Genomic DNA, 13,334 nt, shown 5'->3' on the forward strand with positions numbered 1-13,334 from the left:
AGTTTGCGGGATGTAGCAATTTCTTACCACAATAATCTATATTATTAACGCCCGTAGATAGCGGCATATTGACATTTTTGTAAATGGAAATCCTGAGTAATTCTATTTCAAGCTCTACGCTTTCCAAAAATGCTAAATGTCATTTCTCTTCTGGCAATGGCAATAAGCACGATAACGAATTGAATCCCAAATTAGCCATCTCTCGATATTTCTATCTGAATCTCTGTTTTTTGTCATCCATCACATATTGTTCCATCTGATAATAAGAAACACATTGGTTTTCGCTGAACCTTCACAAATCCATTCACCTATAAATTTGTATCAACACTGTTTATGTGAGGCTAAAGTTATTTTTTTGAATTAAAGAATTTAAACCGAGTTTCAGCAAAATATCATAATAATGTTGTTTTATCAGCTACGCTTTTTTCCGTTCTGTATGTGAGGCGTGTAAAACCCAATTTTGGTTCGTGTGTCGAAATTTGCTCCCCAATTTGTGGCACAGCAAAACGCAGGCCACTGGCAAATTACAAAAGAGGGCAAAATATGAATCTCTGTCTCCCCGCCTTAAAAATAAGGTCGTAAAAACAAAATGTTATGGGAATAAACAGAAGGTGGTGGGCCCGGAGGGACTCGAACCCCCAACCAAGCGGTTATGAGCCGCCGGCTCTAACCAATTGAGCTACAGGCCCCACGGAAGCCCCGCAATAACCTAAAAATTTCGTCAACACAAGTGCCCCCGTGTCAACTTATTCACCTTTTTGAAAATTTTAACGATTGAAGCTTTTATCTTGCCCGCAAAACTCTATCTAAAAGACAGAGACTTATTGAAAATGAGGAGTAAATGACAGTGTCCCGTATTTTCCCCCGCAACGCCGAAATGATTGCTGCATGTGCCGCCTTTTTGTGTGTCACTTCGCCACTTGCTCTTCATGCGCAAAACGTGAATAAAACAGAACCTGTCATTGTTGTTCAGGCAAGCGGAGACGAACAGGCAAAACCCGATATTGCCATTATCAACCTTGCAGTCGAGACCGAGGGGGAAACTGCCGATTCTGCACTGAATGCCAATAATGGAACAATGAACAAGGTTCTTGATGCCTTTAAGAAAGATGGTATCGAAAATGCCGATCTGATGACTTCGGGGCTTTCTATTTACCGTGTTGAGGAAAACGAAAAAAACAAAAAGGCAAATACGCCTCTTTATCGTGTTTCCAATAGTTTGAGCGTGCGTGTGCGCGATATAAACAAGGCCGGCAAGATTTTTGATGAAGCGATGAAGTTGGGCGTCAATTCTGTGAACGGTATTACGTTTACAAATGCAGATACTAAGCCTTACCTTATAAATGCAAGGAAAAAAGCCGTCGCAGAGGCCATAGCCAAGGCCAAAACTTTGGCTGAAAGCGCAAATGTAAAACTTGGAAATGTCATTACCATTGCTGAAGATAACTCAGGCAATATGATGATGCCTCGACTTATGAGTGCAAGTGCCACAGCATATCGGAATGAAACAAATTTTTCTTCCGGCGAACTTGATTACAAGGTCAATGTGACAATGACATTTGCGATCGAACAATAATTGGAACCGCTTCTGACGCTGTTCTTTATTGTTTATTTCTCGACATAGCATCTCATCGGGAAGCCAAAACGGCCATAGGGTCAATCTGTGGCTAGGTCTCACCGGTCAATTTGGTAGAACGTTTGCAAGCGAGAGACTATGAAGCGTGAGACTATGACATCAACCTTACCGGACAGGGACACGCGTCACTTGTGAAGCGCACCATAAAGAGGAGTGGCATTCGAGACGAGATTGGTCTTCGAAAATTTTTCGTGCCTGAGAACTTCACAAACGTTCGCAGACAAAGGGGTTCGTCTTCTTACAGGTTTTGAAAGGGTAGGCCTCGGAACGCTTCCGGTTCGCGCATGAAAATTTCGGCAGGTATGTTACGGCTTCAAGAAATCCTCGTTTTAACGGCCAATTGTTGCCGTTATTATCCGCGATCACGATTTTACGTCGTATCTCTGGCGTTTCTTTAAAGGCCTGTCCTGACGAGCAAATGGAAAAATAAGCGCCTGCGAATTCCCAAACCTCAGCCGTTAATCGGGCCGATGATGTAATCAAGATAATCTTCGTCCGAGTTAAGGTCGTCTTCATGAACGAGAATTTTATCGCGAGCGGAAATATGGGCTTTGTGCACGCTTTCCTTGTCATGCGAAACAAGGTGATGCCAGGAAGGCAAATCTTTTCCTTCATCAACCAGCTTATAGGCGCAGGTTTCCGGCAACCAGCGCACCGAGCGCACCATTTCAATGTCAAGGTAAAGGCAATCGGGAACAATGGACTTGCGATTCTGATAATCGCTACATTGGCAGGTTTTCGCGTCAAGCAACCGGCAAGCGACAGAGGTGACATATATGTCGCCAGTGTCTTCATCCTCGAGCTTTTGCAAACAGCAAAGCCCGCAACCATCGCAAAGACTTTCCCATTCTTCCGGCGTCATTTGCTCCAACAATTTTGTTTTATAGAATGGAAGCTTGTCCATGCGACATTCTTTTATCCGGCTTTTATTTGAAGCTTGTTGCCCTGACAGACCGAAAACAGTGCGTGGCTTTTCGTCTCAAGACAAATGCAAGCCATTAGAGACACTGAAAACCGGCTATTATTCGAAAATCCGTTCACCCTGCTCGTCGATAATCTGGCGGCCTTTGATGTGAATCATGGCAACAGCATCATCGAGATTGGTAAAACGGTCCGCACGAATGAACCGGTAACTCTTGGTCTCGCCATTGACGGTTTTTGAAATAACGCCGCAACTCTGGAGCTGGCCTTCATTTTTGTAAGGCGTCGCAGAAATGATAAAGCCTTTATATTCGGTCTGGCCGCCGTCAATTTCTGATTTTTCACTCGAAGTGCTTGGAGATTTACCAAAAAGTCTCTGCAAAAATGACATGGTTTGTCCTTGCTTGAAAAACGGAAAGGCACGAAACCGCAAGATTTCGTGCCTTTTGCATAAATCTTAAGAATCGAGAAAACTTCTCAACTTGCGTGAACGGCTCGGATGTTTGAGCTTGCGCAATGCTTTTGCTTCGATCTGGCGGATACGTTCACGGGTAACCGAAAACTGTTGGCCGACCTCTTCCAAAGTATGATCGGTATTCATGCCGATGCCGAAGCGCATACGCAAAACACGTTCCTCACGAGGGGTGAGAGAGGCAAGAACACGTGTAGTCGTATCACGCAAATTTGCCTGAATGGCGGCATCGATTGGCAATAGCGCATTCTTGTCTTCGATAAAATCACCCAAATGTGAATCTTCCTCATCACCAACAGGTGTTTCAAGAGAAATCGGCTCTTTGGCAATTTTCAGAACCTTGCGCACTTTTTCAAGCGGCATTGCAAGTTTTTCCGACAATTCTTCCGGTGTCGGCTCACGCCCGATTTCATGCAACATCTGGCGTGAAGTACGCACGATTTTGTTGATCGTCTCGATCATATGAACCGGAATACGGATTGTACGAGCCTGATCGGCAATCGAACGGGTAATGGCCTGACGTATCCACCATGTTGCATAAGTGGAAAATTTGTAACCACGACGATATTCGAATTTATCGACAGCCTTCATCAGGCCGATATTGCCTTCCTGAATAAGATCAAGAAATTGCAAACCGCGATTGGTATATTTCTTGGCAATCGAAATAACGAGACGCAGATTGGCTTCCACCATTTCCTTTTTGGCAATGGCTGCTTCGCGTTCGCCCTTCTGGACCTGATTGACGATACGGCGGAATTCGCCGATCGAAATCGCCGTTTCTTGCGCCAGCATCTGGATTTCACTACGCAATTCCTGAATGGTTTTGGCATCTCTGGTGGCAAATTCCTTCCAGCCATGACCGGGCAATGTGGAAATGTAATTGACCCAATCGGAGTCCATTTCGCGACCCTGATACTGTTTCAGGAATTCCTCATGTCCAACACCATAGGAATCGGCAAGACGTTTCAACTTGCCTTCGCTTTTTACCAGACGTTTATTAATGTCATAGAGTTGTTCGACCAGCGCTTCGATACGGTTCTGGTTAAGTGACAATGATTTGACAGCTTTGACCAGATCATCCTTGAGCTGTTTGTATTTTTTCTTTTGCGCAGGAGACAGCGCGCCTTCGTCGTGGTCGGCGAGACTGCTTTCTACATGCTGATCCTGCAATTTACGCAATTTTGCGTAAGTATCCGCGATGAAGTCCAAAGTTTCCATAACTTGCGGACGAAGCTCGTTTTCCATCGCTGCAAGCGACAGATTGTTTTCATCGTCATCTTCGTCATCTTCATCCGGCTCGATGGTTTCGCCGCCGACATCGGTTATGTCATCATCATCGTGAACCACACGTTTGGGAGCTTCCTCCTTGGGCTTCAAATCCTCGATATGTTCGATGACCGGAGCCTGTTTTGCTTCAGGTCCTGCATAAGTGGTTTCAAGATCGATAATTTCACGCAGCAGAATGCGTTGTTCATTGAGTTCTTCACGCCAGATAATGAGCGCCTGAAATGTGAGCGGGCTTTCACACAAGCCTGCAATCATTGTCTCGCGACCGGCTTCAATACGCTTGGCAATGGCTATTTCGCCTTCGCGCGATAACAGCTCGACAGCACCCATTTCACGCAAATACATACGCACCGGATCATCTGTCCGGTCGTTCTGATCGCGCTTTGATGTGGTTGCAAGAGCACGACCGCCAGATTCTACCAGTTCGCCACCTTCGGAAGTTTCTTCTTCCTCGGTTGCAGCTTCTGCTTCAGCCTCTTCGTCATCTTCCACAACATTGATGCCCATGTCCGACAACATGGCCATTGTGTCTTCGATCTGCTCGGAAGTCACCTCTTCTGAAGGAAGAACAGCGTTCAATTCGTCCATCGTAACAAAGCCGCGCTTCTTCGCAGTCTTGATCAGTTTCTTTACGACATCATCGGACAGATCCAAAAGAGGACCATCGCCGCTAACCTCGCGCTCGGTCTCTGCATTTTCTGTCTGTTTTACCTTTGTTGCCATTCCGTGTTAACTCCGCTCAGCCACATCGCACATTTATTCATTGTGTTTGCAACTTTCTACTCATTCTGCACTTACAGCCATTCCATCTGGCTTGAATTTCCGCCAATACTTACGGCTTATTGGATTGCAATCTTGTAAAGCCGTTAATTTTTAAAAAGATTAATGTTGGTTATTTCTTTGCAAGATAACGTCCTTGCTCCATATGATTGTTCTTCAACACCACTCTTTCAAAATGTTCCATTGCGCCATAGCTCTTGCACTGCCGCCTTTTCATCGCTAAAGAAAACCCCCGCCCGCTAAATCTCACTCTTTCTTTAACCTGATTGTTTCTTTAACCCGATTATCCAAGCCAATTCTAGCACACTGGGCTTTCGTGGCTGATTCGCAGACAAAAAGCGAATCATTATTGATTTTCCGACTCATTCCGGTCTGATTCGTCTTCTTTCCACCGTCCAAAACCATCGATCAAAGCCTCAACAGCCTCAGTCTTTTCAAGTTCTGCCTTGACATCGCCCAAAAGGGTAACATCCCGCTATCCGATTTTTCCAAAAGCTCGGCTTCAATGTCACGCAACCTCTTATGTAGGTTATGTGCACGCAGATGCAAGTAGACAGCCTGCTTTTAAGCTTCTCTTGCGTCTTCAATCGGTGCTTCCGCAAAAGCACAGCGAAATCCGAGATTTTTCAGCATGCTGTGGATCCGGTTGAGGATTTGCTCCTGCCCCTTTTGTTTCAACAGCTTCATCATGGCATCGGCATCATTCGGTTGCCATTCACCCATAATTTCAAGCATAGCACGATGAAGGCCGATAAGTGCCGGATTTTGCAGCTCAAGCTTTGCCAAAGTTTCAAAATCCTCGTACCATAGCTCGGGATGGGAAGCCAAGGTCATTAATATTGCCGCTTCCCGCAAGGGAATGAAACTCGACGAATTTTTGACCAGATTGGAATTGGCCAAATTGGGGCTGGGGCCGCCGCCAATAGTGTTCGCATTCCGGTTACCACGATAATTCTTACCATTATTCTTGAAAAAAGCCGGACGAAACAGATTGCGCAACCGGTCGCGCAAATCCTGTAAATAATAATGCCGTAAACTTTCATCCTTGATTGTGAAAATAACCGACTTAATCTCGCGCTCGAGAGCCGCACGCGCTTCCGGCGTTTCGAATTGCTGGCCGAATGTGTATTTGCGCCACAAAAGTTCGGCAAGGGGAATTGATTTTGATAGTTCGACTTTCAAACTATCCGATCCCCCTGTTTTCACAATATCATCAGGGTCTTTACCATCGGGCAATAGAATAAAACGGGCAGAAACACCGGCTTTCAAAATTGGCAAAATGCGCTCTGCTGCCCGAAATGCTGCATGAACTCCCGCCTCGTCACCATCAAAACAGAAAACCGGATCAGGTGTCATGCGCCATAAAAGCCCAATCTGGTCTTCGGTCAAAGCTGTGCCAAGGGGTGCAACAGCAGTGTCGACACCGGCTTTGGCCATAGCAATCACATCCATATAACCTTCAACAACATAGATCGGCTTGGCGTCTTCTTGCGCTTTCGGCTGTGCGGCTTTTCTGGCCGTAGCGGCATTATAAAGCATTTTGCCTTTATGGAAGAGCACTGTTTCCGGACTGTTCAGATATTTTGCCCGCACATTCTTGTCCATGGCGCGCCCGCCAAAGGCAACAATGCGCCCGCGCAAATCGGCAATCGGAAACATGATGCGGTTTCTGAACCGGTCATATGGTGCCGAGCCATCTTCTGCAGCAACAACCAGCCCGCAATCTTCCATCTGTTTTAATGAAATATCCTTAGCAATCAGTGCATCCTTCAAAACATTGCGCGCATCCGGCGCAAAACCGATCTGAAAGCGGTCCATCATTGCTTTGGGCATTTGCCGCCCTTCAAGATAGCTGCGGGCGAGGTTTCCCTCCTGTGATTTCAACTTGCTTTTAAAAAAGCTCGCCGCAAGGGCCATGACATCATAAAGGTCTTTTTTGATCTTTTCCTGTCTCTCGGCATCCTTGTCACGTGCCGGCATCCGGACACCGGCCTGATTTGCCAAACGCTCGACAGCTTCAGGAAAAGGAATACCGTCAATCTCGGTCACAAAAGTGAAGATATCGCCGCTTGCCCCACAACCGAAGCAATGGTATCGGCCTTTCCGGTCTTCGCAATGGAAGCTTGGCGTTTTTTCGCCATGGAACGGGCAGCAGCCCCAGAAATCGCCACGCGAAACATTGCTTTTTTTCGGGTCGAAATTCACCCTCTGGCCAACCACTGTTGAAATTGGCAGGCGTGCACGAATTTCGTCAAGAAAATCGGGTGAAAAACGCATTACTTTTCGTCGTCTCCGGTTCCAGTCCTATTAACTTAAACATTGTTGCAATTAAATTAAACACCCCGACTTTAAAGACGGTTAAGCATTTGTTTTAAAATGAAATCAAAAGGCAGAGAATGAAAATTCGCCCGCTCTTTAGGAAATACCCATTTCATTATAACTTTTATGCCTTTCAGCTTTCAGAAAAATGTTTGCTTTATCCTGCTGCTCCAGAAGAAAAATAAAATCAGCGTGACCGGTCAAAACTGCATCAACCTGTTTTTTTTAATTCTCTTCTCTGATTTTTTCATTTGCCACTGCACTTTTGCCAAAACGGGCTTTAAGGCAAGAAGAAAGATTCAAGACACTTGAAGAAGAAAACCCCCGCCCTACCCTTTTTCATTAAATTTCATTCCGATTAAAGGAGATATTTATGCAGGACGCAAGTGTAGGTTGGATTGCCGCTATCATCATTGGCGGATTGGCTGGCTGGGCAGCAAAAACATTTATGAAAAGCAACACCGGCCTTATTGTGAATATCATTCTTGGTATTGTCGGCGCATCGCTCGCCAGTTTTATATTCAGTCTTTTCGGCGTTACTTTCGCCGGCGGTTTTGGCTATCTGATTTCCGGCTTTATCGGCGCCTGCATTCTTATCTGGCTTGGCCGGCTGATACGCTCGTAAAATTTTATTCTGTTTACCCCCGTTTGGAACGGGCTGATTGTTCCGTTCCGATCATTCGGGATTTTTAGGGAAACATGAAAAAAGGCACCTTCAAACAAGGTGCCTTTTATAAAGTGCGTTCTAAACTCCGGCTGATTTTCCAACCGGCTTGAAAGCGCTCGAACTATTTCAGTTTTTCGCGAATGGTGCTGCCAACTTTTGCAAAGTCCATCTGGCCGTTATAGCGTTCTTTGAGCCATGCCATAACCTTGCCCATATCACGCAAGCTTTCCGCACCGGTTGCTTCAAGCCCCTCGGCAATTGCTTTTTGAACTTCGTTTTCATCAAGCTGACGCGGCAAAAACTCGCGGATAACCGCAATTTCGTCGCTTTCGGCTTTTGCAAGTTCGGGCCGTCCGCCCTCATTATAGAGCTTGACCGACTCCTCGCGCTGTTTGATCATTTTCGCGAGAATGGATTGTAATTCGGTGTCGTCAACGGCGGGTTTGCCTTCTCCCCGATTGGCAATATCGCGGTCTTTGACGGCTGCATTGATAAGACGAAGGGTTGAAAGCCGGGCTTTATCATGGTCCTTCATAGCAGTTTTCAACGCATTGTTAATGTCATCACGCAACATAATTCTGTTCCCTCCTGTGGAAATTTGTCTTGGTCTACAAAATCGCCGCCCCTCATGCAATGGAAAGCATTAAAAATAATGGAAAAAGCCATGAAAAAGACTTCTATTGCTCTTTACCTTACCGATCAAAGCTCCTATATCACAAACCTTAGCCGAAGATTGGAAAACTCGAACGCCCAGCAGATGCCATTTGCTTGCGGCTTTTTAGTGCGAACAATAAACGCGCCGTTTTAAACCAACGTTTAATTGAGAGTGAGCGATGACTAATACAACAAAAACGACTTTACCTTGGGGCACCACGAAACCCACTGCGCTTTTGGTATTAGCAGACGGAACCGTCATTGAAGGTAAAGGTTTGGGTAGAACAGGTTCCATTGAAGCTGAAGTCTGCTTCAATACTGCTATGACCGGATATGAGGAAATCCTCACCGATCCTTCCTATACCGGCCAGATTGTAACATTTACTTTCCCGCATATTGGCAATGTCGGCGCCAATGCCGAAGATATAGAAGATCTGACACCGGCTCAACGCCATGGTGCTGTGGGGGCAATTTTCAAAGCAGATATTACCCACCCATCGAATTATCGTGCCGCAGAAGGTCTGGACAAATGGCTGTCCCAACGCGGCATTATTGCCCTTTGCGGCATTGATACACGTGCCTTGACCTCGCTTATTCGTGAAAAAGGCCTTTCCAATGCGGTGATTGCCCATGACAAGAACGGTGTTTTTGATGTCGAGGCTTTGAAAGAGCGCGCCCGCAAATGGAGCGGCTTGGTCGGGCTTGACCTTGCAAAGGACGTAACCGAAGGCCAATCATCCGAATGGGATGAAACGCCATGGGTATGGAATGAAGGCTATGGCCATGAAAAAACGAAAGACATTCATATTGTTGCCGTCGATTATGGCGTAAAGCGCAATATTCTGCGGCTTCTTGCCGGACTTGAAGCCCGTGTCACCGTCGTTCCTGCAAAAACCACAGCTGAAGAAATTTTGGCTTTGAATCCTGATGGTATTTTCCTGTCGAATGGCCCGGGTGACCCTGCTGCAACAGCCGAATATGCTGTTCCGATGATTAGAAAACTCGTCGAGACAGGCATTCCGATGTTCGGCATTTGCCTTGGTCACCAATTGCTTGCTTTGGCAATGGGTGCAAAAACTGTCAAAATGCATCAGGGGCATCACGGTGCCAACCATCCGGTACAGGATAAAGAAACCGGCAAGGTGGAAATTGTATCCATGAACCACGGTTTTGCAGTTGACGCAAAAACCCTTCCCGAAGGTGTCGAAGAAACGCAAATCTCGCTGTTTGACGGTTCAAACTGTGGTATCAGGCTTGTCGGCAAGCCGGTCTTTTCGGTGCAACAGCACCCCGAGGCTTCGCCGGGACCACAAGATAGCCATTATCTCTTCCAGCAATTTGCAAAGATGATCCGCGAACATAAGAAAGCGGCGTAATTGGCCGCTTGCCGATTGGCTTTCCAACAGATTTAAAATGATTAAAAACCCGCTAAAAAGCGGGTTTTTTCATATTCAATAATGTTTTCGGTAATATTGTTTTGCCGTTTTTAACGGAAAGGCCATAAAAAGCAGCGTTCACTCCCTGTTCTTTCCCATTCCAATTGTCACCTTCAAACCCTATACTGTTAAAAGGGAACTAAATTCGGACAATAAAACTCGTGAAGCGTTAAAGCGCTCCAATTAAATGCCATTGCAGCACAGTGCATTTTCCGTTTCGCATTTTGCCGTGTTTTACGTGTTTAACGGGTGTTAATTTTTTATAATCCGGCGCTCCCGCTATTTCCAACAAACGTTTCCGCCTTTAAAAAAAGTCGAGATTTGCTTCGAGTTTTTCCAGAGATAAGACTATTGCCGTTTTTCAGACATAGATAAAAGCCTTTGAAACTTCCGGAAATTGATTGCGATATTTCTAGCGGTTTCTGGAATTTTCAAGGTTGTTTTTAACCCGATTAGCTGTCTTGTGCTTTTTGGTTCTCGTGATCTCTCACAAGTTCATATGTCGTTAAGCGCGGGCTTTTGTCTTCGCGAACAAAAAAGCCGAAAACCAGTGTTGTTGCGAGCAACACGAAAAATGCGGTTGCACAAGGGGCACCGGCAAATTTGAACGGCGCACTATCGCTCGTGAAATAGCTGAAAATCGACGTATAGAATACCGGCCCGATCATCGACGTAATCGAGGTTATTGATGTCAAAGCGCCTTGAAGAGCACCTTGCGCATTGGCTGGAACTTGGGAGGAAGCAATAGAGCGCATTGGCACATGGGCGATATATTCCGGCATAGTAAAAAGGTAAACGACATAAAGCATATAACCTTCAAAGGCGAAGGTATAACCGACCATGCCAACGAGCGCGAAGAGAAGCCCGATCATCGAGATTTTCCAGTTGCTTAAATGCCTTGTCATATAAGGCAAGAGCAATCCCATTATGATGCATTGGCCGATGCCGAAAACGCCATAAGCAAAACCGATAGAAAATTCACTCCAGCCATAACGTTCTTTGGCCATAAAAGCCAAAGTTGAAGGCCAAACCGCCTCGGCAAGCCAATAGAGGAAGAAGGCGAGTGCCACCCAAAGCACAGTGGGATAATGGCGCAATTCCAGCAAAGCACCGACCGGATTTGCCCGTCTGATCTCGAAGGGGCGGCGCAATGACAAAGGCAGAGTTTCCGGCAGCATATACATGGCAAAAACAAAATTGACGAGCGAAAGTCCTGCTGAAAAATAAAACGGCATGCGGGGGCCGATTTCGCCCAAAACGCCACCGATCAGCGGGCCTAAAAAGAAACCGACACCAAAGGCAATGCCGATGAGCCCGAAATTGCGTGTTCTTGTGTTATCATCCGAAATATCGGCGAGATAAGCCGAACAGGTGGAGAAACTCGCGCCGCTGACACCGGCAAGAATTCTGCCGATAAAGAGCATGGAATAACTCCACGCAATGGCACAGATAAAATTATCAATCGCAAAAGTGATGATGGATAAAAGCAAAATCGGCCGGCGTCCGAAACGGTCGGAAAGATTGCCGATAAAGGGGGCAAAGAGAAACTGCATGGTTGAATAGACCATCAGCAGGATGCCGCCATCAACCGAAGCCCGGCTGATACTGTCGCCGGTCAATTGGCTTAGATATTCCGGCATAACCGGCACGATGATCGCAATGCCGATAATATCGAGTAACAGCGTGATGAAGACCAGAACAAGTCCCTTGTGAACAAATTTTGCATCGAGACTTTGCGACATGACGAATTTCCATGCTTTTACAAGAAATTGCTAATAGGACTATTGGCAAAAATAGAAAAGGGAAAAAATGCGCCTCTCTGAACTCTCTATACTATTTTGGGAGCGATCAAGACTTTTCAAATGCTTGAACCGGCAAAATTTGCCTGAATATTTTTGGTCTTGTTAAACGGTCATGTTTGCCGACGGTTTTTAACCGTCATTTTTGCCGACGCACAAAACGTAAGCGTGCACGCCAAAATGTTTTAAAGCCCGCCTTCGGGGGAAGATGGTTGCCTGCAATTTTCATCAGCCCCATAATTTATGCCGGTCACTTTATGAAAGACACGAGATACCCTTGAACGCGCATGCGAAAACCGGATGATGACGACCACGTCTAGGAGACAGCGCAAAAATACTGGATATAAAGTCTTTCAACTTCACGAAATCTCTCAAACGTGGATTTTTTAAAATCCGTCACATGATTCCATTTTTCCCAATTGGTAACCGGTTTTGAAAGCATTGACGCGTTGTGCAGAAGTTCCATGAGTGAAACTATCAGGCACAACATATCCGTGCGTCCGTTTTTGTAATGTATCATCACCGATTTTTGCCGCTGCATTCAATGCATAGCCGATATCACCTTCTTCCAATAGTCCGTCATCCTCGGTTGAATGCGCCCACACACCGGCATAACAATCGGCCTGCAATTCAATTTTTACCGAAAGTGCATTGGCAGTCGACGTATCGGCGCTTGCCCTCCTCTTATTCATCCGGTCGAGAACACCGGTTAAATTTTGTACGTGATGGCCGACTTCATGGGCAATGACATAGGCTTGGGCAAATTCCCCCGGTGCTTTAAAATGGGTTGCCAATTTGTCGAAAAATTCGTCATCAAGATAAAGCTTTTGATCGGCAGGACAATAGAAAGGGCCGGCGGCCGCGGTTGCAAGCCCGCATGGCGAATCGATAGCGCCGGTAAAACGCACAAGGATCGGTGGCTTATATTTGGCATTGTGGTGGAAGAAAATCTCGCCCCACGTATCTTCTGTTTCGGCAAGAACCGTTGCAATAAAAAGGCTGCGCCGGTCATTGGTTTGAAGCGGCGCTTTTGCTGCGCCAAATGGCGCTCTATGTTCATTCACCAGCGCTCCATCGCCGAATAGAAAACGTGTCGGACTATAGCCGAAGAAGCTGAGCCCTAGAAAAATAACAACAAGAATGAGAATTCCCGTGAAACCGCCACGCGACAACAAGGCAAAACCGACGCCACTCAAACCTGTTCGAAAAACCGGACTTGCACCGTTATTCTCTTCACCGCGACGATCTTCGATATTGTCGCTTTGTCTGCCACCTTCCCACCGCATAAGCCTCACTCCCAGTGCTTATTTATTCGAGAGCATATAGCTTCTTCCTCCAAGAAGAGAAGGCTCTCATCCATAGT

The 13,334-nt window shown here is 46.1% G+C and carries 9 protein-coding genes, 1 tRNA gene and 1 pseudogene; 3 read left to right on the forward strand and 8 right to left on the reverse strand.

What is annotated here, in order from left to right; genetic code table 11:
* Positions 1 to 612 precede the first annotated feature (612 nt).
* Positions 613 to 689, reverse strand: a tRNA-Ile gene (locus BBC0178_RS07845).
* A 152-nt stretch (positions 690 to 841) separates the two neighbouring features.
* Here BBC0178_RS07845 and BBC0178_RS07850 point away from each other — a divergent pair.
* Positions 842 to 1,576, forward strand: coding sequence for an SIMPL domain-containing protein (locus BBC0178_RS07850; protein ID WP_078039744.1), 735 nt, complete (start codon positions 842 to 844; stop codon positions 1,574 to 1,576).
* A 511-nt stretch (positions 1,577 to 2,087) separates the two neighbouring features.
* Here BBC0178_RS07850 and BBC0178_RS07855 read toward each other — a convergent pair.
* From BBC0178_RS07855 to dnaG, 4 genes and pseudogenes are all read right to left on the reverse strand, one after another.
* Positions 2,088 to 2,540, reverse strand: a complete 453-nt coding sequence (locus BBC0178_RS07855; RefSeq protein ID WP_078039745.1) for a YcgN family cysteine cluster protein — start codon at positions 2,538 to 2,540, stop codon at positions 2,088 to 2,090.
* A gap of 117 nt (positions 2,541 to 2,657) precedes the next feature.
* Complete coding sequence (locus BBC0178_RS07860; protein WP_077972072.1) at positions 2,658 to 2,948, reverse strand: HlyU family transcriptional regulator; 291 nt, start codon at positions 2,946 to 2,948, stop codon at positions 2,658 to 2,660.
* 66 nt (positions 2,949 to 3,014) lie between these two features.
* On the reverse strand, positions 3,015 to 5,039 hold the full coding sequence (gene rpoD / locus BBC0178_RS07865; protein WP_078039746.1) for an RNA polymerase sigma factor RpoD: 2,025 nt from the start codon (positions 5,037 to 5,039) through the stop codon (positions 3,015 to 3,017).
* Positions 5,040 to 5,442: 403 nt separating this feature from the next.
* Positions 5,443 to 7,373, reverse strand: a pseudogene (gene dnaG / locus BBC0178_RS07870) (DNA primase).
* A 415-nt stretch (positions 7,374 to 7,788) separates the two neighbouring features.
* Between dnaG and BBC0178_RS07875 the strand changes: the two are divergent.
* Positions 7,789 to 8,040 (forward strand): GlsB/YeaQ/YmgE family stress response membrane protein, encoded by a 252-nt coding sequence (locus BBC0178_RS07875; protein WP_077972078.1) that lies wholly within the window; start codon positions 7,789 to 7,791, stop codon positions 8,038 to 8,040.
* 163 nt (positions 8,041 to 8,203) lie between these two features.
* Here the strand turns inward: BBC0178_RS07875 and BBC0178_RS07880 are convergent, their stop codons facing one another.
* Positions 8,204 to 8,656: a GatB/YqeY domain-containing protein gene (locus BBC0178_RS07880; RefSeq protein WP_078039747.1), complete on the reverse strand. Its 453-nt coding sequence runs from the start codon at positions 8,654 to 8,656 to the stop codon at positions 8,204 to 8,206.
* A 259-nt stretch (positions 8,657 to 8,915) separates the two neighbouring features.
* On the opposite strand from BBC0178_RS07880, the gene carA reads away from it, so the two are divergent.
* Positions 8,916 to 10,112 (forward strand): glutamine-hydrolyzing carbamoyl-phosphate synthase small subunit, encoded by a 1,197-nt coding sequence (gene carA, locus BBC0178_RS07890; RefSeq protein ID WP_078039749.1) that lies wholly within the window; start codon positions 8,916 to 8,918, stop codon positions 10,110 to 10,112.
* A 512-nt stretch (positions 10,113 to 10,624) separates the two neighbouring features.
* Here carA and BBC0178_RS07895 read toward each other — a convergent pair.
* Together BBC0178_RS07895 and ypfJ are read right to left on the reverse strand one after the other, a co-directional pair.
* A complete protein-coding gene (locus BBC0178_RS07895; RefSeq protein WP_078039750.1) occupies positions 10,625 to 11,914 on the reverse strand; it encodes a TCR/Tet family MFS transporter in 1,290 nt (429 codons plus the stop codon).
* 443 nt (positions 11,915 to 12,357) lie between these two features.
* Entirely contained in the window at positions 12,358 to 13,257 is a 900-nt protein-coding gene (ypfJ, locus tag BBC0178_RS07900) for a KPN_02809 family neutral zinc metallopeptidase (protein ID WP_078039751.1), read from the reverse strand.
* Positions 13,258 to 13,334 lie beyond the last annotated feature (77 nt).

The sequence above is a fragment of the Ditibartonella apihabitans genome (assembly GCF_002007485.1).
Taxonomy (GTDB): domain Bacteria; phylum Pseudomonadota; class Alphaproteobacteria; order Rhizobiales; family Rhizobiaceae; genus Bartonella; species Bartonella apihabitans.